Origin of the sequence: Streptomyces sp. NPDC088116 (assembly GCF_044741745.1) — a bacterium.
Classification (GTDB): domain Bacteria; phylum Actinomycetota; class Actinomycetes; order Streptomycetales; family Streptomycetaceae; genus Streptomyces.
This window is the reverse complement of sequence record NZ_JBIUTF010000001.1, coordinates 931,406-957,819: the sequence shown is the minus strand read 5'-3', so window position 1 is coordinate 957,819 and position 26,414 is coordinate 931,406. Positions and strand designations below refer to the sequence as shown.

The following is a 26,414-nucleotide window of genomic DNA, read 5'->3' as shown; positions in this document are numbered from 1 at the left end:
TTCACTGCCCGGAGTGCGGGCGCTGGATGCCGGGGCGGTGGAACGACGCACGAAGAAACAATCTCCAGCGCTGTCAGATGGTTCCCAGGTCGACGGTGACGGAGAAGGGTGCGGCGGCCTTGATCGCGCCGGTGAACATCTCGCCGTCCCGGTAGGCCTTGGTGGCGGGGTCGAGGACGTAGGTGTAGGTGATGGGGACACCAGACGCGGCCTGCTCGATGCGCCAGTAGAAGGGGATGCCTGCCTTGGCGTACTGGTCCACCTTCACAACCCGGTCGGTGGTCTCCGAGCCGGGCGACACAACCTCGATGACCAGGAGCGCATGTTCGGGGCGGGTGGGCGTGAGGTCGATGGTCTCCGCCCGGTAGACGACGACGTCCGGACGGCGGTTGGTGAGGGGAACGTCTTGCAGGCGGACGTCGAAGTCCGTGTCGGCGTTCCAGTCCGGACCTGCGGCGGCGTCCAGGGCATTGGCCAGAATCCGGGCCAGCCGGTTGTGCCGTTTGGACGTACTCGGCCTTACGACGACTGTCCTGTCCACGATCTCAATGCCAGCGCACTGCTCCTCGGACCAGGAGTCGTACTGCTCCACGTTGATCTGCGCGTGCATCCATGAGGGCGCGACCATCTCGGCAGGCATGGCGTACCTCCTTCGAGGATGCTCGACAGCTCTGGATGCTGCTCGGCTCAGCGTACTGTCCTGTGTCGTCGGGGCACCTGATCTGGACGGGAGCGCGGTCCCTGCCCCACCTCACTGCCCGGCATGCCGGTAACGGGGCTCAGGAAGAAGGAGCACGGTCGTGAGTGGCTACACGCGCTGGCAGGACATCCGTGCTGAGCATGTTGCCCGTGCTGGAGGTGAGGAGGCCGTGCGGGAGGGTAAGGAGAAGCTTCTCGCGGAGACGGCCGGGCGCCGTCTCGCGGAACTGCGGCGCGCCCGAGGTTTCGGCCATGAGTCAGAGCCGGCAGTCTGATCAATGATTCATTTGTTCACTCCAAAGTGGGTTAACTGGCAAGAGCGGGTAGGGTTTTCCCATAGACCGAGCCGCCTCTCAGGAACCCCGAGAATGGATTAACCGCATGGCTCAGATCGCTCGCCAGGGCGCGAGGAACGCGCGGATTAAGAACCCTGCAGCGCCTAAGTTGTCGGCCAATCTTCGATTGGCGGAAATGCCCCGTGACAGCTTCGAACAAGATGCCGTCATCAGGGGAGTGAGGTACGACGGGACCAGCTTCGCCGGCCTCTCGGTCGAAGCCCTCGAAGCCGAGGGATGCAGCTTTGAGAGTGTGCGATTCACCGGCACTGACCTGCGACAAACTCAGTTCAGCGACTCGCGGTTCGAGACCTGCGACTTCGCTCAACTGGTCACGCAGGACGTCTCGCTCATCCGCTGTCACGTCACCGGAAGCCGCATCACCGGGGCGTCATGGAAGTCCGGAACATTCCGTGACGTGCGCATCGAAGGCTGCCAAAGCAGCCCGGCAATGTACCGACACATGAAGCTCTACAGTGTCGTGTTCAGCGATTGCAAAATGATCGGAGCCGACTTTCAGGCAGCCGAGATGCACAACGTACGCTTCGAAAATTGCGACCTCACCGGAGCGCAGTTCGCAAACGCCAAAATGGGCGTCGTCCGCTTCGAGAATTGCACCCTCATCGACGTAGGCGGCGGCGCCAGCCTCAAGGGGGCGACGGTGCAAGGCCCAGGGGCGATGGAGCTGGCCCTGAGCCTTGCCCGCGAAGCGGGAATCCTGTTCGAGCCGTAGGCCGTCAGGCAGCGACCGGCAGGTAGCCCACGTACTCCGGACTGGAGATTGCGCGGGCTACCGCCTTGAAGTCGATGCTCTCGCCGAAGGCGCACAGCTCGTCGAGCAACATCCGCCCGTACGTGGTGAAATGCTCGTGCTGCTTCTTCAGATCCAGGCACGCGTCCCGGAGCGGGATCGTGTAGAGGTCAACGAGGGTCGTCTTGCCCTGGTGGTGCTCCATGAACATCAGGGGCACGGTCACGATGGCGGCGTGGAACGCCTTGTCGAGTGGCCGACGTTGGCCGATCTTCACCGTCGACAGGGCGCGGTACTGGTCCGCATCGAGTTCACGCGAGGACAGGGTGAAGGTCCCGTAGACCATGTCGCCCACGAACAGGTTCAGGTGCATCGCCTCGTGGACGAGACACATCGCGTAGTCGAGGACGCGCCACTTTTTGCCAGGGCTCATGACCACGACGCCTGGGAGCTGAGAGGCGGAGCCGCCACCGTCCGCCCCGCTGTTGAGGACGACGAGGTCCGTGACGAGGAGATCGACCATCAGGCGGAGACTGGGGTCGATCTCATGGATCAGCGCGAGGGCTTCGGAGACCCTGTCGTCCCACGCTTCGCGGGTCCGCCCGTCTGTGGGGCCGGCCCCTTTGAAGATGTGCTCGAAGACGCCGTTGGCCGTGCAGAACTCGGCCCAGCCCCCGTCCTCATACGTGATGTCGAGGCCTGTGGGGGCGGCTGCCAGGGGGCGCACGGTCGGGTTGGAGATGGCCGCCCGGTAGGCCCCGGACATGCCCTCAGCGGTCGGGTACTTGCCTGTCTGCGCGTGGACAAGCCGAGCCATGCTCTCGTAGGTATGTCCGATGTTCATGAAGTGCACGAGGATCGCTCCTTCTTCGTATCCAGGCGTGGGCCCGGAGCAGGGGTGCTCCGGGCTCACTGAGAGGAACCGCGTCAGCGTTCAGGAGCGGTCAGGAGGTCCAGCCGCCCATCATGCAGCTGTTTTCGTCCTCCTGGGCGCGCTGGACGTTCGCGGCCACGGTGGCGACGACAGTCGGCGAGTCCTGGGCGACTGCCGAGACAGCTCCGTTGAGTACGCTCGGGACGGTGATCTGGTCATCCGACTTGATCATGGTGCTCCTCCATCTCATGGGTGGGTGGTGCACTTGCTGACCCGTCCGCCTGCCGACCGTGCCAGGCTGGGCGGGCGGGGACTGAGGGGCGCAGCCAGCCTCCGTGTCGAAGGCAATAGCCGACGGTGTAGCGCCTTGTGCTTCCGAGAGGCTGCTGATCATGGTCAGCGGGGACACCGATCCCCTTTGCGGATGTCGGTGACGACACCGCACCGTCCTGATGACGTGCTCGGCCTCGTCCCCGACTTCAGGCAGCTTGGTGCCCATCACACTGCCTCGATTTCGTCGGGGTGCGTGGTCCACTCCACCCCGCCTCGGAGGGGAGCAAGCCACGCCACTGGGTCGCCCTTCGGGACGGAGGGGACGAGGGTCACGTTGTCGACGGCCGGCGCGAAGGCCCGCAGAACGCCAACCGCATCGTCGTGGCCGTGGTCAACGACCTGGTGGCCGAGTAGCGGGTGATCGAAGTGCGCCAACCCCAGGCTCTTCGGTCCCCTGGTGTCAGTGCTGCCGTTAGCCATAGGTGGCTCCTCGTCAGTTCTCGCTGCCTCACGTGGATGCGAAGAAGAACGTAGAGCGGCGCTTCCTCAACCTCCAAGTAGATTGCGCCAGTTTGCAGGAAGGCGATTGACCCGCCTGAACAGGAGGGTCGACCATCAGTGAGTCGCGCAATCTGGCGCAAGGCAGCAGACAGGGGAACGATCATGAAGCTACGGTTCCTTGGTAAGAACTCCACAAGCGGGACTGCCCGACCCTCTACTCCACCGACCGTGATACCTACCTCGTCCAGGGGTGGAAAATCTTCGCGAACGACCTGCTGATGCAGCTCACCCTCCACGAGGGAGAGGCAGCGGTCGAGGTGCCCACCGAGCTGTTCGAGCACCTGAAGAAGGACGGGCTCCCCTCTGGCGAGTTCAGGCGCCTTGAAGACCCACTCATGGTCCTTACGCCAGAGGGAACGTACGTTGTTCAGGGCCGGGAGGTGACCGACTCCGAGGCCCTGTCCCAGATGTCGATTCCGGACTACGAGACCGTGGTTGAGGTCCCCAAGGCCGCGATCACAGCGCTACTGGAGGAACCGCGTGGAGCTGATCTCCGGCGCCGAGCGCAACCTGCTCTTTGAGAGCTTCGCGCACGACGCCTTCCACTTGGAGCTGAGGGACGACTACTCAGTCCCGAACGAGGAGGGCCCGTACAAGAGCTGGCTCAACGGGACGGACTACGACGGCGCGTTCATGGTGCCGTGGACACAGCTCATGAAGCGTGTCACCGATTCAGGGAAGACCGTGCGCCGGGTGCGGGTCGTGACCGAGCCGCACGCCCCGTACATCCAGTGGGAGTACGCCACCACCAACACCAACGAAAAGGCCGGCGAGTTCATTCGGTGGTTGCCGCGGCACAAGCTGCCCGAGGATCTGGTGTTCCCCGTGGCGGGCAACGACTGGTGGCTTTTTGACAGCAAGCTCTTGGCTGTGGGGCACTTCGATGACGCGGGACGCGTCCTGGGCTCCGAGATCACCGAGAACCCCGTCATTGTCGCCGAGTGCTCGCGCGTCCGGGACCTGCTCTGGGACATGGCCATCCCCCACAACGAGTACAAGCCCTGAACGTACCGTGAGTGAAGAGCAAGCAAGAGAGTCACGAGAGGCGTTGGGGGTCCGGCTGCGTGGATTCCGTAAGGATGCGGGGTTCAGCAGCGGCCGGTCCTTCGCCGCTGCTACTGGTTGGCAGGAATCCAAGGTCTCTCGTATTGAGAACGGCAAGCAGAACGCGAGCGAGGACGACATCCGTGTCTGGTGTCGGACGACTGGGCACGAGGCCGATATCGCTGACTTGGTCGCCATAGTCCGCCACATTGACGAGCTGTGGATGGAATGGCGCCGGGTGCTCGCGGCCGGGACCGAGAACCGTCAGAAGCAGTCCTTGCCGCTCTACAAGAAGACCCGGATGTTCAGGATCTGGGATCCCTCCACGATTTGGGGAACCATCCAGACCTCCGAGTACGCCGAGAATATCTTCGAGCAGGTATCGAACTTCCACGGGACGCCGGCCGACACGGAAGCCGCCGTGGCCAAGCGCCTCGAACGGCAGTCGTGCCTATACAAGGGTGACCGAATTTTCAACGTGCTCCTTGGAGAGCAGGCCCTTTACTCGAACCATGGCGGATCGGAGGTGATGAGGGCCCAACTCGATCGATTGATGGCCGTGTTGGCGCTACCTAGGCTTAGCCTGGGAATCGTTCCACGGTCCGCACCTCTTGCCCTCTGGATCGGGCATGCCTTCTCGATGTTCGATGACAAACTGGTCATGGTTGAGACGTACTCGGCGGAGATGTCTGTCACGCAGCCTAGGGAAATCGAGCTTTACCGCAAGGCGTTCGAGTTTCATCGACAGTCTGCCGTCTATGGGCAGGCCGCTAGGGGCATGATTTTGGCTGCTATCGAGCATTTCGAGCGTATGGGACGGGGGAAACTGTGACTGAAAGGTCGAACTGGCGTGCCAGTACCTACACGAAGTCGGGTAACTGCGTCGAAGTTGCCGATGATGGCCCGGCCGGGGTGATGGTCCGGGATACAAGGCGCGACAGTGTGGGGAAATGGCAGTCCAGTCCGCCGTCTGGGCCGAGTTCTTGGAGTTCAGTAAGGCCTTCGACGCCTGATCTCGCCAATGCCTTCGGCCCCCGTCTCTCAGGGGGGGCTTGTGCTGTCGATGTCGGCCAGCGCCGCGCGCGCCCTGCCGAGTAGCGCGTCCCCCGTCGGGCTGTCCGCCCGAGCGTCGTACCTCCTGCTCCACGGCCCGCGCCCCCGCTCCCTGATCACCGCGCCGGGGTGGGAGAGGATGGACCCATGCCGAACCGACAAGCCCACGAGACCTCCCCCTACCTTCTCCAGCACGCCGACAACCCTGTCGACTGGTGGCCCTGGTCGCCGGAGGCGTTTGAGGAAGAGCGTGAGCGCGACGTGCCGGTGCTTCCTGAGAGGCGACAGGAAGGAGCCGTTGACGAGCGTTGACGCGGTCATGCACACCGAGTCCCCCGCTGGATATGTGGTCATCTTCGGGATCGATGGGAAGGTGGTCATGACCCCGCAGAGCGAAGAGCACTCCAGCACCATCAAGGCCAATGCAGTAGACACGATCTTGTCGTTCGAGCGTCACGCACAGCAGCGTCGTGCCCATTGACCTCGCCGTCCCGCAGCGTCATACGGCAGCTCCGCCTGTTCGAAAAGCGGACAGGTTGGGACAAGTAGAGTTTATCGCCTAAATTTGAATAGATATTCTCCCGCCGCGTTGCGGCCAACCTGTCTATTGTGATCCATCTTGAACATAACTGTGCGAGATCGATCGCTTCAGATCTTCGATTACGCTACGCCGTCGAGGCCCGTATAGTCTTGGAATGCTCATCAACAGCGGGGTTCCAGGGGACGTGCCCATTCCACGTCTGGTCCAAGTAACTCCCGAGATCGCAGAGAGTTTACTGTCCCGAGCCGTAGTTAATCGCCGCTTGGACTGGGGGCAAGTTGATTTCCTAGCTGATTCAATAATCCGCGAAGAGTGGCAGCTGACACATCAGGGAATTGCCATTGACGGGCCCCTCGATACTGGTTTTCTCTTGGATGGCCAGCATCGCTTGAATGCCATTATCAAGGCTGGTATTCCGGTATGGCTTTACGTGTTTGAAGGGCTTCCGAGAACTGCATTTCCTGTTCTGGACACGGGTAAGCGTCGGAGTGGCGTAGACACACTTTCCGCAACCGGTGAGAAGTATCTCCCCCTGCTTCACTCCACTATTCGCCACGTTCTCCTGTTCAAGAACATGCCAGACTCGTCATGGAGCGGTACTGGATCTCGAGTCGCGAACGGTCGGATCCTAGCGGCGTACAACGAGGACAGTGACATGTACCGAGAAGCCGTAGTGATGGGTCGGGATATTTCCAAGCACGTATTCGCAAGCCAGACTGCAGTGGCGGTGGGCTATTTCGTCACGACCGAGGCGGCTCCCGTCATGAAGGTTGACACCTGGATCGAAGGGCTGACCTCTGGCGCGAACCTTGAGATGGGAGACCCACGGCTTGCCATGCTCAAGGTTCCTCACATGAAGAAGCGAGGAATTAAGCGGCGATATTCTATGCGCGAGCAAGTAGCTATGTACATCAAGGCGTGGAATTCATGGGTCCGGGAGGAAAAAATCGACAACCTGCGCTTCAGGAAAACAGAGAGAATGCCGATTCTCATTGAGGAAAAGTTTTGAGCGATGAATCCCACATTGTAGCGCGCTAAGAAAAATTGGGACCGCTGCGGGTTACTACATTCCCCGACTCCCCGACCACAACCACCGGCCTACCTAAAGCCTTGGCCATCCGCTCGATGAAATCACGCGACAGTGATACGCTGCCGTCCCCCGGGTAAAGAGCCGTGATGTTCACTCCAGCACTTTCCCATGAGGATCCGATTACCTGCCATCCTATCTTTGCGAATGACGATACGATGAACTCATCCTCGCTGATGCGCCGGCTGCGCGATAGCTTTTCCTCGACTTGATTTACCTTTCCCTCCGTATCCGCCCGGCGATATTCTTGTTTTCGAACCAGCAAAAGGATCTCTTCCAGCATCTCGGCCTCAGACCGCTCGACCGAATGTTGCATGCCTTCCCTGGGGGCGGTTCTGCGGACATCTTGAAGGGTCCTTTCCAGCTCGGGCCAGCTGCGTGCAAATGCTCGCTCCAGGCGATCCTCTGCCACCGCCCTTCCTATTAACGCCCTGTTGATGTCGCCAACGAGCTTCCTGACGTCGTCCCGGCTGTCCCCGACAGTTGCTTGGAACTGAGAGAGAGGGCCGGTTAGGTCGGCAATTTTCATGTCAATCAGAAACGGGACAACGTGTGCAATGTCGAATTGCTTGGCCAGTGAACCCGCCTCAAAATTAATCCACTTTGATGCTTCGTTTTCTGGGGTTATGCAGACGACCCCGAAGTCTGTCGCGGCAAGTTCATTGGTAATCTCATTGATTCCTCTTCCCCCTTTGGCGATGTCCTGAGTGGAGACCCATGGGTCAATCTCTTGGATGACATCTGGCAGCCAAGATTTAAGGGACTCGGCGACTTGCCTTGAGCGCTCCCCGGACCAGCTCAGGAATATCTTCATGAACGACACCTCTCGCTTTATCGTCGTAAGAATCTTGCGGGCACACTAATGCTAATCGGGTCGCCTTGAGTTCAGTAGACGTTCTTGTTCTGCCTTCAGGGCAGCGTACGACTCACGTACGTACGACAGGAAGCTAATTCCTGGGTGACGGATCAGCGTGGAATTGTTAACACTGGTGGTATCCCAGTCCGCCAGCAGGGCATCGTACGTTGCCGCATGGGCGCAGAAGTCAAGTACCACTGCTGGCATTTCTCTTTCGATAATAAGATCTCCACGCGCAGTGACAATCTCTCTTATCTGTCGAGCCCTCGGGGCGAATACTTCCTTAACCCACAGATGCCACAGCGTTGACACCGACTCCGGCAGTGGGCGCTCTACCGATTCTCGAGAGTCGGGCGGAAAATATGCTCTCCGATACTCTTTCCATGCTCGCTCATTGGTCTCCGCCAGAACGAGAAGTGGGCCGTAGAGATCTTTGAGCTGGCTACTGACCCAGTCGATCCGCGCCTTCCTGAGAGACCTTCGAACTTCCCCTCGATGATTCAACCAGTACGCCATGATTGCAATTACCATACTGGCTCCGGCTGTCACAATTGGTGCGAGCATTGCAACCTCCATAGTGTTGCTTCGCAAGATATCCAAGTGTGATCGAGAGCAAACCTCCCGCGCTTAATCGTCTCATAATTCTTTGGAGTGGCTGAGGTTGCGAGTGTGATAGCGGTAGACGATCAACGTGGTCCCGGCAGCCCGGGCCGGTGGTTGAGGTGGCCTATCTTTGGCGAACTGAAGAGACTGAGCCCGAATTGACCAGAATTTGGCCTGGTGGTTCAGGCGGACGGGCACCCGTCCGCCTGACTGGACGACCTCGACCACGTGATCGGCTGCCATTCTGGCCGGCTCATCTGGCGCATCCTCTACGGCTGGCCAGGCCATCCTGGCCTTCCGTTGCGTGCCGGGGAAGGCCTGACGATTGCAGCGGGTTCCGTCCCGGCCTATGCCTCCACGCCGACTGGCAGGGGCGCTTAGGTGTGCGGGACGATGGAGCATGCCCAATCGACTTGCAGGAACCACCTCGCCTTATCTGCTTCAGCATGCTGACAACCCGGTCGACTGGTGGCCCTGGGAACCGGACGCTTTCGAGGAAGCACGACGGCGTGACGTGCCCGTGCTGCTGTCGGTCGGCTACAGCGCGTGCCACTGGTGCCATGTGATGGCGCACGAGTCTTTTGAGGACGAGGCCACCGCCGCGTACATGAACGCCCACTTCGTCAATATCAAGGTCGACCGCGAGGAACGGCCCGATGTCGACGCCGTCTACATGGAGGCCGTGCAGGCCGCCACCGGGCAGGGCGGCTGGCCCATGACGGTGTTTCTGACCGCCGACGGGGAGCCCTTCTACTTCGGTACGTACTTTCCGCCCGAGCCACGCCACGGCATGGCCTCCTTCATGCAGGTCCTGGAGGGCGTCGAGGCCGCCTGGAGTGGGCGGCGCGAGGAGGTTGCCGAGGTTGCTGGGCGGATCGTGCGGGAGCTGGCCGGGCGGTCGCTGGCGCATGGTGGGGGCGGGGTGCCCGGTGAGGAGGAGCTGGCGCAGGCGCTGCTGGGGCTGACTCGGGAGTACGACGCGAAGTGGGGCGGGTTCGGCGGGGCGCCCAAGTTCCCGCAGTCGATGGTGGTGGAGTTCCTGCTGCGCCATCACGCCCGTACCGGCGCGGAGGGCGCGCTCCAGATGGCCGCCGACACCTGTGAGGCGATGGCCCGGGGCGGGATCTACGACCAGCTCGGCGGCGGGTTCGCGCGGTACTCCGTGGACCGTGAGTGGGTCGTGCCCCATTTTGAGAAGATGCTCTATGATAATGCGCTTTTGTGCCGCGTGTACGCGCATCTGTGGCGGGCCACCGGATCCGATCTGGCCCGGCGCGTGGCATTGGAGACCGCGGACTTCATGGTGCGTGAACTGCGCACCGTCGAGGGCGGGTTCGCCTCCGCGCTGGACGCCGACAGCGACGACGGCTCGGGCAAGCATGTCGAGGGCGCGTTCTATGTATGGACGCCGGACCAGCTGCGGGACGTGCTGGGGGAGTCCGACGCCGCGTTCGCCGCCCAGTATTTCGGGGTGACGGACGAGGGGACCTTCGAAGAGGGCGCGTCCGTGCTCCAACTCCCGCAGGGCGGCGGGGTGGTGGACGCCGGGCGGGTCGCTTCCGTACGGCAGCGGCTGCTGGCGGCGCGTGACGGGAGGCCGAGGCCGGGGCGGGACGACAAGGTCGTGGCCGCCTGGAACGGGCTCGCGATCGCGGCGCTCGCGGAGACCGGCGCGTACTTCGACCGCCCCGATCTGGTGGAGCGGGCCACCGAGGCCGCCGATCTGCTGGTGCGGCTGCATCTGGACGACGCGGCGCGTCTCGCCCGTACCTCGAAGGACGGGCGCACCGGCGCCAACGCCGGGGTGCTGGAGGACTACGGCGATGTCGCGGAGGGATTCCTCGCGCTCGCCGCCGTCACCGGGGAGGGCGCGTGGCTGGAGTTCGCCGGGTTCCTGCTGGACATCGTGCTCGACCAGTTCGTGGGGGAGAGCGGGACGCTGTTCGACACCGCCCACGACGCCGAACAGCTGATCCGCAGGCCGCAGGACCCGACGGACAACGCCACCCCGTCCGGCTGGACGGCCGCCGCCGGGGCGCTGCTCTCGTACGCCGCCCACACCGGTTCCGAGGCTCATCGCACGGCGGCCGAAGGGGCGTTGGGCGTGGTGAAGGCGCTGGGGCCGAGGGCGCCGCGGTTCGTCGGCTGGGGGCTCGCGGTCGCCGAGGCGCTGCTGGACGGGCCGCGCGAGGTCGCCGTCGTCGGGCCCGAGGGCGATGAGCGTACGGTCCGGCTGCACCGTACGGCGTTGCTGGGCACCGCTCCCGGCGCGGTGGTCGCGACCGGTGCGGCCGGTGGCGGTGAATTCCCCCTCCTGGCGGACCGCCCGCTGGTGGATGGACAGGCCGCCGCCTATGTCTGCCGACGGTTCGTCTGTGCCGCGCCGACGACCGAAGTTGGCGTCCTCGGAGGCGAGTTGGGTGTCTCCCGGGCGGATGCGGACGATTTCTGATCGGTAACGAATCGGACTGAAACGCGGTATTCACCTGATCGTCCCCCCGAGTGTCACAGGTTCCCCTTATTGTCTTCACAAGAGTCACAGCAGGTACGCACGTGGGACCTGTGTGTGAGGGGGATGTCGGGGCGTCGGAGGCCAGGTCCTGTCCGGTCGGTCTTGTCGGATCAGCCCGGGGCGTCTGGTGCGGTGCATCGCAAGGCGCCGGGGCGCCCGCAGGGTGGTTTCCTGTGGGCGTTTCGGCAACGCGGCGAAGCGCTGTGCCAGGCGTTCCGGGCCCGGCAAAGGCCGGCCGGACAGGACCCAGGGGCCTGCCGCGGCGCACCCGGGCCAAGGGGGGGGCCGTGTGGTCATGTCCGTGTTCATCGCTGCCGTTTCACTGGCGCTTTTCTGGATGGCAGCGTTCACGCTCTGGTGGCAGATGCACGCCTGGCGTACACCCGAAACGCTGGCCGCGACCAGATTCGACCAGCCTGACGGGGGAAGAGAAGGTTCGTTCTCGCTGCTCCTGCCCGCCCGGCACGAACAGGCGGTGCTGGAGCACACCATCGAGCGGTTACGGGAATCCACTCACACCGCGTTCGAGATCATCGTCATCGTCGGGCACGACGACCCGGAGACCACGGCGGTCGCCGAGCGGGCCGCCGCCCGCGATCCGGCGCGGGTCCGGGTCGTCGTCGACACCCACGAGGCGAAGAACAAACCCAAGGCGCTCAACACCGCGCTGCCGCACTGCACCGGCGAGATCGTCGGGGTCTTCGACGCCGAGGACCAGGTCCACCCCGCGCTGCTGACCCATGTCGACCATGCCTTCCGCTCCACCGGCGCCGATGTCGTCCAGGGCGGCGTCCAGCTGATCAACTTCCATTCCAGCTGGTACAGCCTGCGCAACTGCCTGGAGTACTTCTTCTGGTTCCGCAGCCGGCTCCACCTGCACGCCGAGAAGGGCTTCATACCGCTCGGCGGCAACACCGTCTTCGTACGGACCGAAGTGCTGCGCGAGGCCGGAGGCTGGGACCAGAACTGCCTGGCGGAGGACTGCGATCTGGGCGTACGGCTCTCCAGCACCGGCAAGAAGGTCGTCGTCGCGTACGACTCCGACATGGTGACCCGCGAGGAGACCCCCGGCTCGCTGATGTCGCTGTTCAAGCAGCGCACCCGCTGGAACCAGGGTTTCCTCCAGGTGTACCGGAAGAAGGACTGGCGCCAACTGCCCACCCACGGACAGCGGATGCTCGCGCGCTACACCCTGATGACGCCGTTCTTCCAGGCGTTCACCGGGCTGGTCATCCCGTTCAACGTGGGGATCGCGCTGTTCCTCGACGTGCCGGTGACGGTCGCGTTCATCACCTTCCTGCCACTGGTCACCGCGATGGTCACCTTCGTCTTCGAGATCGTCGGGCTCCATGACTTCGGCAGGCAGTACGGGCTCCGGGTCCGCCTCGCGCACTACCTGAAGCTCATCGTCGGCGGCCCCTTCTACCAGATGCTGCTGGCCGGTGCGGCGGTCCGCGCGGTCTGGCGCGAGCAGCGGGGACGCGGCGACTGGGAGCTGACCAGCCATGTCGGCGCGCATCTCGTACGAGAGGACGTGCCCGCATGACGTCCACGCTTCCCACCGAGAGGGCCGAACTCACCGAGCCGGCCCAGGCCGCCGTTCCCGCGCCGCGAAGACCCGTACCGAGCGGCGGTCGGCCGGTCGTGTTCCGGCGGCCGGTGATACGTTTCCGGCGCTCGCGCTCCGACCTGCTGCTGTGCGGTGTGCTCCTCGTCGCGATCCTGCTCGTCCAGGGCTGGAACATCCAGCACTACCCGGCGCTCAGCGACGACGAGGGCACCTATCTCGCCCAGGCCTGGGCGGTGCGCGAGGGCAAGGGCCTGGCCCACTACACCTACTGGTACGACCATCCTCCGCTCGGCTGGCTCCAGATCGCGTTCCTCACCTGGCTGCCGTCGCTCGTCTCGCCCGAGTCGATGACGGTCGCCCCGATGCGGTTCGCGATGCTGCTGGTCAGCGCGGCCAGCGCGGTGCTCCTCTACGTACTGGCCCGGCGGCTGTGGCTGCCGCGCTGGGCGGCCGGCCTGGCCATGGTCCTCTTCGGGCTCTCCCCGCTGTCCGTCGTCCTCCAGCGGGAGATCTTCCTCGACAACATCGCCGTGATGTGGATGCTGCTCGCGTTCTGCCTGGCGGCCTCGCCCAGCCGCCACCTCTGGCACCACTTCGCGGCCGGACTCGCCGCCGCAGTCGGGGTGCTCACCAAGGAGACGATGCTGGTCGTCCTGCCCGCCCTGCTGCTGACGATGTGGCGGCACAGTCATCGCGACACCCGCAAATTCGCGGTGACCGGCGCGATCACCGCGTGCGTGCTGCTCGGGCTCTCCTATCCGCTGTTCGCCCTGCTCAAGGGCGAGTTGCTGCCGGGCGACGGACATGTCTCGCTGTGGGACGGCATCACGTACCAGATGAGCAGGCCCGGTTCCGGTTTCGTACTCGACCCGGGCAGTGGTTCGTACGGTGTGCTCCAGTCCTGGCTGTACTACGACCGGGTGCTGCCCCTGGGCGGTATCGCGGGCGGGATCCTGCTGGCGGTGACCTTCCGCTGGTCGGTCACGGCGCGGGCGCTGGCGGGTCCGGCGCTGGTCGTGGTGATCCTCACCGCCGTCGCGCTGCGCCCGTCCGGCTACCTGCCCGCGATGTATGTGATCCAGGGGCTGCCGTTCCTGGCGCTGGTGCTGGCGGGCGGCGCGGCGAGCGTCACCCATGCCGTCCTGCGCCGACGGCGGAACACCTTGGGGGAGAGCCGGAAGCTGACGGCCCTGCGGTGGACGGCGCTGGCGCTGCTGGCGGCGACCTCCCTCGTGTACGTGGCGCCGCGTTGGTACGAGGGCAACCGCACCGCGCTGACCGCCGACGCCAACGCCCCTTACCGGGCGGCCGCTTCCTGGATGGCGACGAAGGTGCCCGACCCGGCGACGACCCGCGTGCTGGTCGATGACGCGCTGTGGCTGGACCTGGTGCACGCCGGGTACGAACCGGGCCTGGGCGCTATCTGGTTCTACAAGGCCGACCTCGACCCGGCCGTGACGAAGACGATGCCGGGCGGCTGGCGGGACCTGGACTATGTGGTCGCCTCCCCGACCGTACGACGCGACGCGCGGAACCTGCCCAATGTGCGGGACGCGCTCAACCATTCGACCGTTGTGGCTGTCTTCGGTGACGGTGAGGATCGGATCGAGATCAGACGGATCGTGGGAATCGTGGGTGCCGGGCGAGCCGTGGGTGCCGAGCGAACCGTGGTTTCTGGGCGAGCCGTGAGTGCCGAGCGAGCGGTAGGAGCCGAGCAAACCGTGGGTGCCGAGCGACCTGTAGGAGTCGGGCGAACCGCGGGAGGCGAGCGATGAGCGTTCCTCCCGCTCCGGGGACGGGCGACCCGGGCCGACCGGGCCGACAGGGACGGACAGGACACTCGGCCGGACCCGTCGGTGGGGTTCTCGGCGACGCCCGGCTGGAAGCGACGGCCGTCGCCGAGCCGGGAGCCGTCACCGTCATCATCCCGACCTTCAACGAATCTGCGAACGTGGTCGAGTTGCTGCGCCAGCTCACCGACGCCGTACCGGCCAGGCTGCCCTGCGAGGTGCTCTTCGTCGACGACTCGACGGACGACACCCCCGAGGTGATCGCGGCCGCCGCGCAGGACTGCCCCTTCCCGGTCGGCGTGATCCACCGGGAGACCCCGGAGGGTGGCCTCGGCGGCGCCGTGGTCGAAGGGCTCAAGGCGGCGGGCTCCGACTGGATCGTCGTCATGGACGCCGACCTCCAGCATCCGCCCGCCCTCATCCCCGACCTGGTCGCGGCCGGTGAGCGCGGATCCGCGGACCTCGTCGTCGCCAGCCGCTACACCGAGGGCGGCAGCCGGGCCGGGCTGGCGGGCGGCTACCGCGTCGCCGTGTCCCGCGCCGCGACCTGGCTGACCAAGGGGATCTTCCCGGGCAGGCTGCGCGGGATCAGCGACCCGATGAGCGGCTTCTTCGCGATCCGGCGCTCCGCCGTCACCGCGGAGGCGCTGCGTCCGCTCGGCTACAAGATCCTGCTGGAACTGGCGGTACGGTGCCGGCCCGAGCAGCCGGCCGAGGTGCCGTTCGTCTTCCGCGACCGGTTCGCGGGCGAGTCCAAGTCGACGGCGAAGGAAGGGCTGCGGTTCCTGCGCCATCTGGTCGAGCTGCGGACGGCCTCGCCGGTCGCCCGGATGATCGCCTTCGGGCTGATCGGGCTCACCGGCTTCGTACCGAATCTGCTCGCGCTGTACGGCCTGACGGCGGCCGGGGCGCACTACCTGGCGGCGGAGGTGCTGGCCAACCAGTTCGGTGTGCTGTGGAACTTCCTGCTGATCGAGGTGCTGCTCTTCCGCAGCAGACGGGCGCACCGGCACTGGGCGGACCGGGTGGGCCGGTTCGCGTTGCTCGCCAACGCCGATCTGCTGCTGCGGATACCGCTGATCGCGCTGTTCGTGGCCGATTTCGGGATGGGCGTGCTGCCGGCGACGGCGACGGCGCTGCTGGCGACGTTCGTGCTGCGGTTCGCGGGGACGGAGGCGCTGGTGTACATGCCGAAGAGGCAGCGAGGGAAGGGGAGTTCGGGCCTTGAGGACCGTACGGGCCGTGCGGCCCGTACGGGTGGGCGGAAGACCGGCGGCGACCGCGTCGAGAGGGAGGCGGGCCGGTGAGAGCGCTCCGTACGTCACACCGCCGTACCACCGCACTCGTCGCCGTCACCGCGCTCACCGGGGCGCTGCTGCTCGGCGCGCAGCAGCCGGCCTCCGCCGGGGCGAACCTCGTCAAGAACCCCGGGTTCGAGACGGCGGGCGCAGGCGGAGCAGCGGGGGAGATGCCGTACTGCTGGGAGCGGTCCGGCTGGGGCGACAACGACGCCACCTTCACCACGGTCGGCGCCCCCGACGCCCACTCCGGCACCAAGGCGCTCAGGGTCGAGCTGACCCGCCGCGCCGACGGCGACCGCAAGGCGCTGATCACGGAGTCCGCCGAGTGCGCTCCCGCCGTGTCGGCCGAGCGGCAGTACGACCTGTCCCTCTGGTACAAGTCCACGACCCCGGACGCGGCGATCACACTCTTCCGCCATGACACGACGACGGGCTGGCAGTACTGGACGGACCTCAAAACCCTTGAGCTGAGCGCCGGTTACCGGCGGGCCGAGGTCCGTACGCCCGTAGTCCCGCCCGGTACCGACCGGATCACCTGGGGTGTGTCGGTGTACGGCACGGGCAGTGTGACCACCGACGACTACCTGACGGAGGAGGTCGCGCCGCCGCCCGTCGAACCGGATTGCACGGGCACCCCTCAGGAGTGCGTGGACGGCAGGTGGGAGGTCCTGCCGACGCGGAACCCGGTGCGCTCCATGCACTCGGTGGTGCTCAACAACGGCAAGGTGCTGCTGATCGCGGGCTCCGGCAACGACCCGGAGATGTTCGAGGCCGGTACGTTCACCTCGGCGGTGTACGACCCGCGGGACGGCTCGTACCGTACGGTCCCCACCCCCAAGGACATGTTCTGTTCCGGGCATGTGCAACTGGCCGACGGCCGGGTTCTCGTGATGAGCGGCAACAAGGGCTATCCGTCGGCGGACGGCCGGGTCGGCTACCAGGGCTACAAGGACTCGTACCTCTTCGACCCCGCCACCGAGACGTACCGCAGGACGAACGACATGAACGACGGCCACTGGTACCCGTCGGCCACGATCATGGGCAACGGCGATGTGCTGTCCTTCGGCGGGCTGCGCGAGGACTCCACCGGCTCGGTCACCGCCGATCGCTGGTCGGCCGTGCAGGAGAAGTGGCTGCCGATGGGGCAGGTCAACCAGACCTGGTCGTACTGGGGCCTGTACCCGTCGATGATCCTCATGCAGGACGGCCGGCTCTTCTACTCGGGCAGCCATGTCTTCGGCAACGGCACCCCGGGCACGGGCTCGTCGGTCTACGACTACGACGCCAACACCGTCACCGACGTGGCCGGGCTGCGGAACAAGGACGAGCGCGACCAGTCGGCCAGTGTGCTGCTGCCGCCCGCGCAGGACCAGCGGGTACTGACGATCGGCGGCGGCAACATCGACTCGAACCCGGAGGCGAACCGGCTCACCGATCTCATCGACCTCAAGCGGCCGGACCCGGCGTACACACCGGGCCCGCCGCTCCCGCAGGGCACGGTCGACTTCGGCAACGGCCCGCGGCCGCAGACCGGGGCGCAGGGCAAGATGTACGGCTCCGCCGTGCTGCTGCCGGACGGCAAGGTGCTGGAGACGGGCGGCGGGCTGCACAACCGCGCCAACCCGGTCTTCGAGACCTCGCTGTTCGACCCGCTGACCGACACCTTCGACCCGGTGGCGCCCGACCCGGAGGCGCGCGGCTACCACTCCTCGGCGTTCCTGCTGCCGGACGGCCGCGTGATGACGATGGGCGACAACCCGGGCAACGGCTCCTGGAACCACAAGGTCTCGCTCTACACCCCGCCGTACCTGCTCAAGGGCGAGCGGCCGAAGATCACTTCACTGATCGACAACCAGTGGCTGTACGGGGACACCCAGCGGATCACGGTCGACCGGCCGATAGCCAAGGCGGAGTTGATCCGGCCCGCAGCGGTGACCCACTCGTCCGACCCGAACCAGCGGTTCGTGGACCTGCCGCTGTCGGTGGACGGGAACAACGTCGATCTGAATGTGACGAGCAACCCGAATCTGGCTCCGCCGGGCTGGTACATGCTGTTCGCCGTGGACGCCCAGGGCGTTCCGTCGGTGGCGGAGTGGGTCCGTCTGGGCGGCCCGGCGACCTCGGCGCGGAAGGCCGGCGAGCCGGCGGTGCCGGGCGGGGAGCCGGCGGCGTCCGCTCACGTGCACGACTTCGCGGGGGAACCGGCGAAGAGCCCGAAGAAGCCGCTGAGGAAGCGGACTTCGGCGCCGGTGAGCCCGCAGGTCGCGGGTTGCGACCGGCACTACGGGTCGGCGAACGTCTGCGTACCGACGGTCTTCCCGGAGAGCGTGACGGCGGTGGCAGCGAAGGACGGGAAGACGGCGGCGGCGAAGGACGCGATGACAAGCGCGGTGAAGGACGCGATGACAAGCGCGGTGAAGGACGCGATGACAAGCGCGGCGAAGGACGCGACGACAGGCGCGGCGAAGGACGCGATGACGAGGGCGCGTTGCGACTGGCTCGCGACGAACGACTACGGGCGGCTGAAGGTCAACGGACAGGACGACCCGCTCCGGCTGGACCCGGACGGGGACGGGGTGGCGTGCGGCGAGGGGGATGTGCGGAGGGGCTGAGGCGTCAGGGGGTGGGGCTGAGTATCCGGGCGGGCAGCCGCCTTGGTGGAGGTGGTCACTCGTCGCCCCGCGCGATCTTGATTCGGCCGAGGGGAACATCCCATTCCATGCCGCCGCCCTCCGGCCGCAGGAACGCCTGTCGGCTGACGACCTTGCCCGACTCCTTGAGACGCTCCTCAATCACGCCGACCAACTGACCCGTCCGCTGAGAGATGGTGTCCACCATGAGAGTCCCTGCCGGGTAAGGCAGTTCGCCGTGGCTGAGCATCGTGGACGGCTCCTCGTCTGTCGTCACCCTCGGCCCCCTCGCTGGAGTGCTGCGGCCAGACGGGCGGCCACGTCGGAGCGGACGCGCCCGAGTTCAACCAGCCGCAGTTGTGGGGACGCGGCATCGACGTTCAGGGAGGGAAGGACGATCCCGACGCCGGCCAGCGCCGCTCTCAGGGACTCCGTCGCCGTGAACGGGTCGATGTCCTGCTGTTCTTTGGTTGCCATGAACCAGACGCTAGAAGTGGGCAGTTGGCTCGCGGTATGCTGTTTTCTCGAATTTGCTCACCAGGCAACGAAGATTGCTGATTTTTTCTCCTGGACCCTGCCTGACTCTGTAGAACCGGGCTGAGGCTCCGGCCATGCTGTCGGATCAACACTCCGGGAAGGGAGAGCGTCCATGGCTCGTCAGCTGCGCTTCACCGGTACCGACAGCGAGGTCGACGGTTGCCCCGCCCTGCACATGGACGAAGGCACCGGCGAGATCATCGTTCAAGGCAGGCCCGTGACCGACCCCGGAGACCTTGCACAGCTCCAGTACTTCGGTCCGGACGATGCGGCGGTGGCCGTACCGCGCGAACTGCTCGTGAACTGGGGACCGAAGGAGATGGAGCGTGTGCCGGAACTGGTCGACCGGGACATCTTCCGGTGTCTCTTCAAGACCTTCGAGCACACTGCTTGGCGTCTGGAGACGCGGCGCGGCTACGCGTCGGACCGGCAGGACCCTGACTTTCAGGAGTTCCTGGTCACCGGTTCATCGCCCTGCGACCCCAACGAGCCCTGGTTCGTCAACATCAAGGCGCAGACGGAAGCGGGCAAGCGCGTCGGCCGCGTCCGCGTGGCCGACAACCCGCCCAGCGTGGAGCAACTGTTCCTGCTCGACTACGCCCGGCACAACGCGGCAGTCGGTGAGGACATGCGCTACCTGTGGCGCGAGGACGCCGACAGGGCCACCCTGCCCGCCGAGGATTTCTGGATCTTCGACTCGCGGACCGTCGCCCTGCTGCACTTCGATGACGAAGACAACATGCTCGACATCGAGCTGATCACCGAACCGGCCGAGGTCGTGCGGTACGCCATCATTCGTGACGCGGCCATGCATCATGCCATCCCGTACGACCAGTTCGCGGCGCAGGTGGCCGCGACCGAATAGCGCGCGTGACCGGTGAGCACTGACTATCAGCAGGCACGGGCGGCCTTGGGGGTGCGCCTGCGCGAACTTCGGCTCACCTGCCCTGGCGGTCGGCTCACCGGTCAGCAGCTCGCCCAGCGGCTCGGCTGGCAGGGCTCCAAGGTCAGCAAACTGGAGAACGGCAAGCAGACGGCCACCCCCGAGGACTTGAAGGCGTGGGCCGACGCGACCGAGCAGCCGGGCGTGTACCCCGAGCTTGCGGCCCGGCTGGCCGGGTTCGAGTCCCACATCAGGTCATGGCGTCGCGCGCTGGCGAACGGCTTCAAGCCGCTGTACGAGGGGCTGAGCGCGGAGATCGACCGCACCTCACAGATATGGATCTGGGAAGAGTCGGTGGTCCCCGGTCTGTTGCAGACTCCCGAGTACGCCCGCCACGTCATCCAGCGCTATGCGGAGCTGCTGGGCGGAGCCAACGACATCGAGGCCGCCGTGCGCTCCCGGGCGCAGCGTCAGGAGTGGCTGTACCGGCCGGGCCGCAAGCTGCACGTGCTGATGTGGGAAGCCGCGTTGCGGTCGCTGATCTGCCCGCCCTCGGTGCTGATCGCCCAGCTCGACCGGCTCAGGGGGATGATCGGCATGGACACGGTCGAGCTCGGCATCATCCCGTTCACGGCATCGGTCAAGATCGTGCCCGCCAATGGCTTCTGGGCCCTTGACGACCGCTTGGTGGTCGCCGAGGACTGGCACGCCGAGATGTGGTTGGACGACGCCGACAACGTCGCCTTGTACTCGAAGGTCTGGCGCACCCTTCGCGAGTCGGCTGTGTACGAGTCCGACGCCCACAACGTCATCAACGCGGCTCGTCGCGCACTGGGCCCTCATCAATGACGTCGTGGGCGTGCCCGCGTCACAACACTCCGAGGACGATGCCGACAGTGGCAGAGGCGAACGCTCTGACGGGAACTCCGGTGCCTGCCCTGATTACCTGCGGAAACGCCAATGTTCGGTCACAACATCCCCTCCACGTGTTCCCGATCGGGGTTCAGGGTGCGATCGTGTGCCTGGCGACAGCGTTGGGGGAGCTTCTTGAGCTTCTTGAGCTTCTTGAGCGTCTTGGGGGGAGTGTCGATGTCCGAGGTGTGTGCTGGTTCCCCTCGGTCCGGACCGAGGGGGACGGATCGGCGGCCGACGGGTGAACCGCCGTACGTCGCCGCAGTGCTGGAGGGTTCCCGGTGATCTGCCCGCACTGTGCCCAGAACCTGCTCCGGAAGGAGCGGCCCGGTTCCACCTGCTCCAAGTGCCGGCGGACGTTCGTCTACGACCCCAAGACCAACGCGCTGCGCCTTCATGACCTGCGGGTCCGCCGGGTCGGGGAGAAGATCACCGATGGTGGGCGGCTGACGGTCACCGTCGCCCAGCTCTGGTTCGCTCTGTCGCGCAGGACGCTCAGGGTGAAGAGCAGGCGCAAGGGGGTTGTCGCGATGATGACCGGTGCGCTGTTGTGCGCCGGCGGGCTGGCCGTCGGCCTCTCCGGGGGCGAGGAGAACGATGGGTTCCTCCTCTTCGGGATCCCGCTGCTCATATGCGTCGTCGTCGGCGTGAGCCTCATGGCGAACGGCAGCTCGCAGGGCAGGATCACCTTCCCGCTCAGCGGCTTCCGCCACACCCTGACGCACCAGTGGACGGATGTGTACGGCGCGCTCCCGGCCGGGGTCGTGGACGAGGCGAGGGTGCCGGCCGGGGCCCTGAAGGGCAGTCCGCGCGCCGCGTTGCTCTGTCCGGACCCGGGCGTGCTCGCCTTCCTGGCCGCCAACGGGATGCCGGAGCGATTCGGTATCGCCCTCGCCACCGATGTCCGGCAGGTGCCGGACGCGGTGCCCGTCATCGTCCTGCACGACGCCGACGCGAACGGATGCCTGCTGGCCCGGCGTACCCGCGACGCGCTGCCGGGGCGCACGGTCGTGGACGCCGGGATGCCGCTGCGCGCCGTGATGAGCGCGCGGGGCGCGGTGCCGGTGCGCAGCCGCCAACCGGCGCCTCAGCTCGTCCGTCAGCTGCGCGACTCCGCCGCGCTGACCACCGCCGAAGTGGACTGGCTGGCCAAGGGCTGGTCGTGCCCGCTCCTCGGGGTGCCGCCAGCCAAGCTCCTCGCCGTCGTCACGCGGGCCGCCGAACGCGTCACCGCCGCCGATTCCGACCGGCGCGAGGAGGAGTCCGACCGGCGCGAGGCCGAGGCCGTCGGATTCCTCACCTGGCCCGGCGAGGGCGCCCGATGACCACACGCGTCGCGGCCGGCCTCGGTACCCGGCTCCTCGACCGCGCCCTCGTCACCGCCGCCGCCCGCGCGGGCGCGCCCGGCCGGATCCGGTTCACCGAACGCCAGTTGTACTACGAGCTGTGCCGCGTCCTGCGCCGCCCGCTGCGCGCGGTCCCACGCGGGATACCGTTCCTGCCCGCCCGGCTGTCCCTGCCCGACCTGCCGGTACCTCTCGTACGGTACGAGCGGTACGAGGAGGCCTTGCGCCGTCACGGGGACGTGGCCGGGCTGCTGGCCGCCGTACCCGAGCCCCGGGAGCCCCAGGAGTCCCGACAGCCCTCGGAGCCCGACCTCTACGACTACGGTCTGCCTCGGCTGCTCGTCTGCCAGAGCCGTTCCGTGGCCCGGATGCTCCTCGCGAACGATGTGCATCTGGAAGCCGCCTGCCCGGTGTTCGCCGCCGACGATCTGCCCCTCGACGCACGGCTGTTGACCGGACTCGGCAGGGTGGAGGGCGCCACCGTGCACGTCCTGCACGACGCGAGCGTGGAGGGCATCGCGCTCACCGCACGGGTGCGCGCCGAAGTCTCCCGCGCCGTCGCAGTCTCGGGCGCCCCAACAGCCCCCGGCATGCGGGTCACGTCCATGGGGCTCGTACCCCGGCACGCCACCGCCCTGCGCCTGCTGTCGCGGCGCGGTCCCGCACGGGATCTCGGCGCCGCCGGCCTGCCCGCCGGGCTCGGACGCCACGAACTCGACTGGCTCGCCCAAGGGCGGTTCGCCGAGGTGGAGTCCGTACCCCCGGACCGGCTGCTGCGGGCGGTCCTGCGTCTGGTGCGTGGCCCCAGGATGTCCGGCCACTCCGCGTGGAGCGGGCTGCGTGAGTTGCGCACAGCGGGATTTATGACATGGCCGACGAACTGACCAGGCGATACAAGGACAAGAGGCGATGAATCGGCCACGCGAAATCTCGTACCGGGATGAACTGCTCGCGGACGGAAGCGTCCACCGCCGATACGAGGACGGGCGTGAGGAGTGGCGCCGGCGGGACGCCGGTCTCCGGGTGAGCTGGCGCGACAACCAGGGCGCCTCGGGCACCGACGAACTCCTCGGCGGGCGGATCATCAAACGGCAGTACGCGAACGGCACCGTGACGTACGGCCGGGACATCGGTTACGGCCGTACGGTCTGGGGCCGGGGCGAAACGGTTCTGGTCAACAGGACGTCGTTCGGCGGGCGCATGGGCGCTCTCCTGGGCGGACTCGGTCTTGCGGCCCTCGCCGTCACGGCGGCCCAGCTGCCGCCGGAGGCGCTGAGTCCCGAAGAGGAGGAGGAACTGCGGCAGCAGGCGGCGGCTCAGAGTTCCTCCGGGGGAGGCGAAGGAGGGGGCGGCAGCGGTGGCGGCGACAGCGGCGACAACGGCGACTGGGACTCCGACGACGGCTGGAACTCCGACGGCGACGGCGGCTGGAGCGACGACGACTTCGGATGATCCGTACGAGCCGTGCGACGAGAATTGAGCCGCAGAACGAGAGGACGAGAGGACGAGATCACCATGGCCCGCTTCTGCGCCTGCCTGGCGGCGACCCCTGACCGGGCGGCGGACCAGCTCGCCGCGATGGGCGCCACCGTACGGGCCGACACGCCCGGCGTCGCGCTGGTCGAGGGCGAACCGGGCCCCGCCGACGGCCCGTTCACCGCGTACGGCCGTACCGCCGTGGGCGAGGTCACCCTGCACAACCGGCCCGAACTCCTCACCACGCTCGCCGGGTCCGGCGCCCCGGCCCCGCCCGGCTGCCCGGACGGCGAACTGCTGCTGCGCTGCTGGGCGCGGCTCGGCGCCGCCGGGATCCGCGCGGCGGAGGGCATGTTCGCGCTCGCCGTGCACGACGGCGGTGAACTGGTCCTGATCCGGGACCATGTGGGCGCCCGCACCCTGTTCTACGCCCGTGCCGACGGCTGTTGGGCCGCGTCGACCTCACTGCGGTCGCTGCGCCGCTGGCCGGCGCTCGGGACGGTGCTCGAACTGGCCGCCGTACGTTCCTTCTTGACGTTCGCGTATCTGCCGGGCGAGGAGACGCTGCTGCGCGGTGTACGGGAGGTGCTCCCCGGGCGCTGCCTGCGGCTCTCGGCGGACGGGTCCGTGGCGGAGGAGCCGTACTGGGAGCCGGAGGAGCGGATCGGGGAGCAGAGCGAGGGGCGCGCCGCTTCGTCTTCGTCCGAGCCGTATGCCCTGCGCCTGCGCGAACTGCTGGAGGAGGCCACGGCGATGCGGCTGCCGGACGCGCAGCCCGTGGGCGTACTGCTCTCCGGCGGCGTCGACAGCTCGCTGGTCACCGCGCTGGCCGCCAAGCTGCACGCCCACCCCGTCCACACGTACTCCATCAGTTTCGGCGACGAACTCCCCAACGAACTGGGCTACTCGGGCCTCGTCGCCGCGCACTGCCACACCCGGCACCGGGTGCTCGACGTGTCGGGGGACGCCGTCGCCTCGCGCCTCGCGGAGGCCGCCGGGCTGCTCGACAGTCCCGTCGGGGATCCGCTGACCGTGCCCAACCTGATGCTGGCGGAGGCCGTGGCGGGCGACGGCCTGAACGTCGTGCTCAACGGGGAAGGTGGCGACCCGGTGTTCGGCGGCCCGAAGAACCTGCCCATGCTCGTACAGGAGATGCACCGCGACGACGTGCCCGGCGGATACGGGGGATACGGCGGACATGGCGGATACGGGGTGAACGAGGACGACGCGCGCGAGACCGCGTATCTGCGCTCGTACCGCAAGTGCTTCACCGACCTGCCCGACCTGCTCACCGCCGACGCGCTGGAGGCCCTCGCCGCCGCGCCGCGCCCGCAGCGGTTCGTCACTCCGTATCTGCGCCCCGAGGCCAGGGACGGCCGGATGAACCATCTGCTCAACCAGCTCCTGCACTGCAACCTGCGGACCAAGGGCGCCCACCACATCCTCACCAAGGTCGAACGGCTCACCGCCTCCCAGGGCATCGAGGGCCGCGCCCCGCTGTTCGACCGGCGGGTGGTGGATCACGCCTTCGCCACGCCACCGCGCTGGAAGCTGAACGGCGCCGTGGAGAAGTGGGTGCTGAAGGAGGCCGTACGGGACCTGCTGCCCGGCACCGTCGTGGACCGGCCCAAGAGCGGTATGCGGGTGCCGGTGCAGCAGTGGCTCGGTGGGCCGTTGCGGGAGCTGGCCGGCGATCTTCTGCTGGGCCGGGAGGCGCGCGCCCGGGGGCTGTTCCGGGAGGACACCGTACGCGCGTGGATGCGGCGGGAGGGCACGCTGCTGCCCCGGCAGGGCGGGAAACTGTGGCTCGTGCTCACCCTGGAACTGTGGCTGCGCGCCTACGACATCGGGCCTCGGTGAGCATCGGCGGCCGCCGTCGTGGTGCGGCGGCCGCTGCATGTCCGTGCTGATAAGCCACGATGTCCGTGCTGACAGGCCAAGGGGTCAGTGCTGATACGCCACGAGGGAGATCCCCACGAAGTGCACGACGAACGCGGCCAGGGTGAAGGAGTGGAACACCTCGTGGAAGCCGAACCAGCGCGGTGACGGGTTGGGGCGCTTGAGCCCGTAGATCACGCCGCCCGCGCTGTAGAGGAGCCCGCCGACGATCACCAGGACGAGTACGACGATCCCGCCGGTGCGCAGGAAGTCGGGCAGGAAGAAGACGGCGGCCCAGCCCATCGCGATGTAGCAGGGGGTGTAGAGCCAGCGCGGTGCGCCGACCCAGAAGACCCGGAAGGCGATACCGGCGATGGCGGCGGCCCAGACCGCCCAGAGGAGAATCCGGCCGCTCGATTCGGGCAGCAGCAGCATGGTCAGCGGGGTGTAGGTGCCCGCGATGATCAGGAAGATATTGGCGTGGTCGAGCCGGCGCAGTACGGCTTCGCCGCGCGGACCCCAGGTGCCGCGGTGGTAGACCGCGCTGACTCCGAAGAGCAGGCAGGCCGTCAGGACGTAGATCCCGCACGCGACCCGGGCGCGGGTGGAATCGGTCAGGACGATCAGTGCCAGTCCCGCTATCAGCACGGCGGGGAACATCCCCGCGTGCAGCCAGCCACGCAGCTTCGGCTTGACCGGGCTCGGCAGCTGAATCTCGACGGGCCCCCCTTTGGACTGCTCGGACTGCTGGGAGTTCGCGAGCGGGTCGTCGGACGCGGCAGGAGTCATGGGTTCATGCTACCTACGCCTGCGTAGGTAGCAGCTCGCGCTTCGTCTCGTCACTCACTGTGCCGCGTTGTTCCGCGCTGTGTTCGCGCTGTCGCGTGCATGGCGCGGAAGTG

The 26,414-nt window shown here is 66.8% G+C and carries 26 protein-coding genes and 1 pseudogene; 19 read left to right on the top strand and 8 right to left on the bottom strand.

What is annotated here, in order from left to right:
* Positions 1-73: 73 nt before the first annotated feature.
* Complete coding sequence (locus tag ACIOJD_RS04170; RefSeq protein WP_401908121.1) at positions 74-640, bottom strand: Uma2 family endonuclease; 567 nt, start codon at positions 638-640, stop codon at positions 74-76.
* A 440-nt stretch (positions 641-1,080) separates the two neighbouring features.
* Between ACIOJD_RS04170 and ACIOJD_RS04165 the strand changes: the two genes are divergently transcribed.
* On the top strand, positions 1,081-1,767 hold the full coding sequence (locus ACIOJD_RS04165) for a pentapeptide repeat-containing protein (RefSeq protein WP_401908120.1): 687 nt from the start codon (positions 1,081-1,083) through the stop codon (positions 1,765-1,767).
* Positions 1,768-1,771: 4 nt separating this feature from the next.
* Here ACIOJD_RS04165 and ACIOJD_RS04160 read toward each other — a convergent pair whose 3' ends face one another.
* The 3 genes from ACIOJD_RS04160 to ACIOJD_RS04150 all read right to left on the bottom strand — a co-directional run bounded on the left by ACIOJD_RS04160 (position 1,772) and on the right by ACIOJD_RS04150 (position 3,412).
* A complete protein-coding gene (locus ACIOJD_RS04160; protein WP_401908955.1) occupies positions 1,772-2,629 on the bottom strand; it encodes an aKG-HExxH-type peptide beta-hydroxylase in 858 nt (285 codons plus the stop codon).
* Positions 2,630-2,729: 100 nt separating this feature from the next.
* Positions 2,730-2,891: a hypothetical protein gene (locus tag ACIOJD_RS04155; protein ID WP_401908118.1), complete on the bottom strand. Its 162-nt coding sequence runs from the start codon at positions 2,889-2,891 to the stop codon at positions 2,730-2,732.
* Between the two features lie 266 nt (positions 2,892-3,157).
* The gene (locus tag ACIOJD_RS04150; RefSeq protein WP_401908117.1) at positions 3,158-3,412 is read right to left on the bottom strand and encodes a hypothetical protein; all 255 of its coding nucleotides are present in this window, start codon (positions 3,410-3,412) and stop codon (positions 3,158-3,160) included.
* Positions 3,413-3,711: 299 nt separating this feature from the next.
* Here ACIOJD_RS04150 and ACIOJD_RS04145 point away from each other — a divergent pair, with 299 nt between their 5' ends.
* The 7 genes and pseudogenes from ACIOJD_RS04145 (at position 3,712) to ACIOJD_RS04115 (ending at position 7,140) form a co-directional block, all read left to right on the top strand.
* Complete coding sequence (locus tag ACIOJD_RS04145; RefSeq protein WP_401908115.1) at positions 3,712-4,014, top strand: hypothetical protein; 303 nt, start codon at positions 3,712-3,714, stop codon at positions 4,012-4,014.
* Positions 3,974-4,498, top strand: a complete 525-nt coding sequence (locus ACIOJD_RS04140) for a DUF6879 family protein (protein WP_401908113.1) — start codon at positions 3,974-3,976, stop codon at positions 4,496-4,498. Before ACIOJD_RS04145 ends, ACIOJD_RS04140 begins: the two co-directional genes overlap by 41 nt.
* A 7-nt stretch (positions 4,499-4,505) precedes the next feature.
* Complete coding sequence (locus ACIOJD_RS04135; RefSeq protein ID WP_401908112.1) at positions 4,506-5,369, top strand: helix-turn-helix domain-containing protein; 864 nt, start codon at positions 4,506-4,508, stop codon at positions 5,367-5,369.
* Positions 5,366-5,635: a DUF397 domain-containing protein gene (locus ACIOJD_RS04130; protein WP_401908110.1), complete on the top strand. Its 270-nt coding sequence runs from the start codon at positions 5,366-5,368 to the stop codon at positions 5,633-5,635. The genes ACIOJD_RS04135 and ACIOJD_RS04130 overlap by 4 nt, the downstream gene beginning before the upstream one ends.
* Before the next feature lie 102 nt (positions 5,636-5,737).
* Positions 5,738-5,863, top strand: a pseudogene (locus ACIOJD_RS04125) (DUF255 domain-containing protein); the annotation flags it as partial.
* A 25-nt stretch (positions 5,864-5,888) separates the two neighbouring features.
* Positions 5,889-6,071, top strand: coding sequence for a hypothetical protein (locus tag ACIOJD_RS04120; RefSeq protein WP_401908108.1), 183 nt, complete (start codon positions 5,889-5,891; stop codon positions 6,069-6,071).
* A gap of 214 nt (positions 6,072-6,285) precedes the next feature.
* Positions 6,286-7,140 carry a hypothetical protein gene (locus tag ACIOJD_RS04115; protein ID WP_401908106.1) on the top strand — a complete coding sequence of 285 codons (855 nt, stop codon included), beginning with the start codon at positions 6,286-6,288 and terminating at the stop codon, positions 7,138-7,140.
* A gap of 25 nt (positions 7,141-7,165) precedes the next feature.
* Here the strand turns inward: ACIOJD_RS04115 and ACIOJD_RS04110 are convergent, their stop codons facing one another.
* Positions 7,166-8,032, bottom strand: a complete 867-nt coding sequence (locus ACIOJD_RS04110; protein ID WP_401908104.1) for a TIR domain-containing protein — start codon at positions 8,030-8,032, stop codon at positions 7,166-7,168.
* 1,045 nt (positions 8,033-9,077) lie between these two features.
* Here ACIOJD_RS04110 and ACIOJD_RS04105 point away from each other — a divergent pair.
* From ACIOJD_RS04105 to ACIOJD_RS04085, 5 genes are all read left to right on the top strand, one after another.
* A complete protein-coding gene (locus ACIOJD_RS04105; protein ID WP_401908103.1) occupies positions 9,078-11,129 on the top strand; it encodes a thioredoxin domain-containing protein in 2,052 nt (683 codons plus the stop codon).
* A 355-nt stretch (positions 11,130-11,484) separates the two neighbouring features.
* Positions 11,485-12,735: a glycosyltransferase gene (locus ACIOJD_RS04100; RefSeq protein ID WP_401908101.1), complete on the top strand. Its 1,251-nt coding sequence runs from the start codon at positions 11,485-11,487 to the stop codon at positions 12,733-12,735.
* Complete coding sequence (locus tag ACIOJD_RS04095) at positions 12,732-14,534, top strand: ArnT family glycosyltransferase (protein WP_401908099.1); 1,803 nt, start codon at positions 12,732-12,734, stop codon at positions 14,532-14,534. Before ACIOJD_RS04100 ends, ACIOJD_RS04095 begins: the two co-directional genes overlap by 4 nt.
* Entirely contained in the window at positions 14,531-15,856 is a 1,326-nt protein-coding gene (locus ACIOJD_RS04090; protein WP_401908097.1) for a glycosyltransferase, read from the top strand. The genes ACIOJD_RS04095 and ACIOJD_RS04090 overlap by 4 nt, the downstream gene beginning before the upstream one ends.
* On the top strand, positions 15,853-18,462 hold the full coding sequence (locus ACIOJD_RS04085; RefSeq protein WP_401908095.1) for a galactose oxidase-like domain-containing protein: 2,610 nt from the start codon (positions 15,853-15,855) through the stop codon (positions 18,460-18,462). Before ACIOJD_RS04090 ends, ACIOJD_RS04085 begins: the two co-directional genes overlap by 4 nt.
* Positions 18,463-18,517: 55 nt before the next feature.
* Here ACIOJD_RS04085 and ACIOJD_RS04080 read toward each other — a convergent pair whose 3' ends face one another.
* Together ACIOJD_RS04080 and ACIOJD_RS04075 are read right to left on the bottom strand one after the other, a co-directional pair.
* Positions 18,518-18,757 carry a hypothetical protein gene (locus ACIOJD_RS04080; protein WP_401908094.1) on the bottom strand — a complete coding sequence of 80 codons (240 nt, stop codon included), beginning with the start codon at positions 18,755-18,757 and terminating at the stop codon, positions 18,518-18,520.
* A complete protein-coding gene (locus ACIOJD_RS04075; RefSeq protein WP_401908092.1) occupies positions 18,754-18,957 on the bottom strand; it encodes a hypothetical protein in 204 nt (67 codons plus the stop codon). The genes ACIOJD_RS04080 and ACIOJD_RS04075 overlap by 4 nt, the downstream gene beginning before the upstream one ends.
* A gap of 172 nt (positions 18,958-19,129) precedes the next feature.
* On the opposite strand from ACIOJD_RS04075, the gene ACIOJD_RS04070 reads away from it, so the two are divergent.
* The 6 genes from ACIOJD_RS04070 to ACIOJD_RS04045 all read left to right on the top strand — a co-directional run bounded on the left by ACIOJD_RS04070 (position 19,130) and on the right by ACIOJD_RS04045 (position 25,494).
* The gene (locus ACIOJD_RS04070) at positions 19,130-19,882 is read left to right on the top strand and encodes a DUF6879 family protein (RefSeq protein ID WP_401908090.1); all 753 of its coding nucleotides are present in this window, start codon (positions 19,130-19,132) and stop codon (positions 19,880-19,882) included.
* A 12-nt stretch (positions 19,883-19,894) separates the two neighbouring features.
* Positions 19,895-20,749 carry a helix-turn-helix domain-containing protein gene (locus ACIOJD_RS04065; RefSeq protein WP_401908089.1) on the top strand — a complete coding sequence of 285 codons (855 nt, stop codon included), beginning with the start codon at positions 19,895-19,897 and terminating at the stop codon, positions 20,747-20,749.
* Positions 20,750-21,093: 344 nt separating this feature from the next.
* Positions 21,094-22,137, top strand: a complete 1,044-nt coding sequence (locus tag ACIOJD_RS04060; RefSeq protein WP_401908087.1) for a hypothetical protein — start codon at positions 21,094-21,096, stop codon at positions 22,135-22,137.
* Positions 22,134-23,042 carry a hypothetical protein gene (locus ACIOJD_RS04055; protein WP_401908086.1) on the top strand — a complete coding sequence of 303 codons (909 nt, stop codon included), beginning with the start codon at positions 22,134-22,136 and terminating at the stop codon, positions 23,040-23,042. Before ACIOJD_RS04060 ends, ACIOJD_RS04055 begins: the two co-directional genes overlap by 4 nt.
* A gap of 25 nt (positions 23,043-23,067) precedes the next feature.
* On the top strand, positions 23,068-23,610 hold the full coding sequence (locus tag ACIOJD_RS04050) for a hypothetical protein (RefSeq protein WP_401908084.1): 543 nt from the start codon (positions 23,068-23,070) through the stop codon (positions 23,608-23,610).
* A gap of 63 nt (positions 23,611-23,673) precedes the next feature.
* A complete protein-coding gene (locus ACIOJD_RS04045; protein WP_401908083.1) occupies positions 23,674-25,494 on the top strand; it encodes an asparagine synthetase B family protein in 1,821 nt (606 codons plus the stop codon).
* 84 nt (positions 25,495-25,578) lie between these two features.
* On the opposite strand, the gene ACIOJD_RS04040 is transcribed toward ACIOJD_RS04045, so the two are convergent.
* Positions 25,579-26,301: a hemolysin III family protein gene (locus ACIOJD_RS04040; RefSeq protein ID WP_401908082.1), complete on the bottom strand. Its 723-nt coding sequence runs from the start codon at positions 26,299-26,301 to the stop codon at positions 25,579-25,581.
* Positions 26,302-26,414 lie beyond the last annotated feature (113 nt).

What these genes read in the sequence shown, in the direction of transcription:
- ACIOJD_RS04040 (WP_401908082.1), bottom strand. Translation starts at nt 26,301, where the DNA reads ATGACTCCTGCCGCGTCCGACGACCCGCTCGCGAACTCCCAGCAGTCC.
- ACIOJD_RS04150 (WP_401908117.1), bottom strand. Translation starts at nt 3,412, where the DNA reads ATGGCTAACGGCAGCACTGACACCAGGGGACCGAAGAGCCTGGGGTTG.
- ACIOJD_RS04165 (WP_401908120.1), top strand. Translation starts at nt 1,081, where the DNA reads ATGGCTCAGATCGCTCGCCAGGGCGCGAGGAACGCGCGGATTAAGAAC.
- ACIOJD_RS04075 (WP_401908092.1), bottom strand. Translation starts at nt 18,957, where the DNA reads ATGGCAACCAAAGAACAGCAGGACATCGACCCGTTCACGGCGACGGAG.
- ACIOJD_RS04115 (WP_401908106.1), top strand. Translation starts at nt 6,286, where the DNA reads ATGCTCATCAACAGCGGGGTTCCAGGGGACGTGCCCATTCCACGTCTG.
- ACIOJD_RS04110 (WP_401908104.1), bottom strand. Translation starts at nt 8,032, where the DNA reads ATGAAGATATTCCTGAGCTGGTCCGGGGAGCGCTCAAGGCAAGTCGCC.
- ACIOJD_RS04095 (WP_401908099.1), top strand. Translation starts at nt 12,732, where the DNA reads ATGACGTCCACGCTTCCCACCGAGAGGGCCGAACTCACCGAGCCGGCC.
- ACIOJD_RS04055 (WP_401908086.1), top strand. Translation starts at nt 22,134, where the DNA reads ATGACCACACGCGTCGCGGCCGGCCTCGGTACCCGGCTCCTCGACCGC.
- ACIOJD_RS04105 (WP_401908103.1), top strand. Translation starts at nt 9,078, where the DNA reads ATGCCCAATCGACTTGCAGGAACCACCTCGCCTTATCTGCTTCAGCAT.
- ACIOJD_RS04070 (WP_401908090.1), top strand. Translation starts at nt 19,130, where the DNA reads ATGGCTCGTCAGCTGCGCTTCACCGGTACCGACAGCGAGGTCGACGGT.
- ACIOJD_RS04160 (WP_401908955.1), bottom strand. Translation starts at nt 2,629, where the DNA reads ATGAACATCGGACATACCTACGAGAGCATGGCTCGGCTTGTCCACGCG.
- ACIOJD_RS04045 (WP_401908083.1), top strand. Translation starts at nt 23,674, where the DNA reads ATGGCCCGCTTCTGCGCCTGCCTGGCGGCGACCCCTGACCGGGCGGCG.
- ACIOJD_RS04155 (WP_401908118.1), bottom strand. Translation starts at nt 2,891, where the DNA reads ATGATCAAGTCGGATGACCAGATCACCGTCCCGAGCGTACTCAACGGA.
- ACIOJD_RS04145 (WP_401908115.1), top strand. Translation starts at nt 3,712, where the DNA reads ATGCAGCTCACCCTCCACGAGGGAGAGGCAGCGGTCGAGGTGCCCACC.
- ACIOJD_RS04100 (WP_401908101.1), top strand. Translation starts at nt 11,485, where the DNA reads ATGTCCGTGTTCATCGCTGCCGTTTCACTGGCGCTTTTCTGGATGGCA.
- ACIOJD_RS04170 (WP_401908121.1), bottom strand. Translation starts at nt 640, where the DNA reads ATGCCTGCCGAGATGGTCGCGCCCTCATGGATGCACGCGCAGATCAAC.
- ACIOJD_RS04090 (WP_401908097.1), top strand. Translation starts at nt 14,531, where the DNA reads ATGAGCGTTCCTCCCGCTCCGGGGACGGGCGACCCGGGCCGACCGGGC.
- ACIOJD_RS04050 (WP_401908084.1), top strand. Translation starts at nt 23,068, where the DNA reads ATGAATCGGCCACGCGAAATCTCGTACCGGGATGAACTGCTCGCGGAC.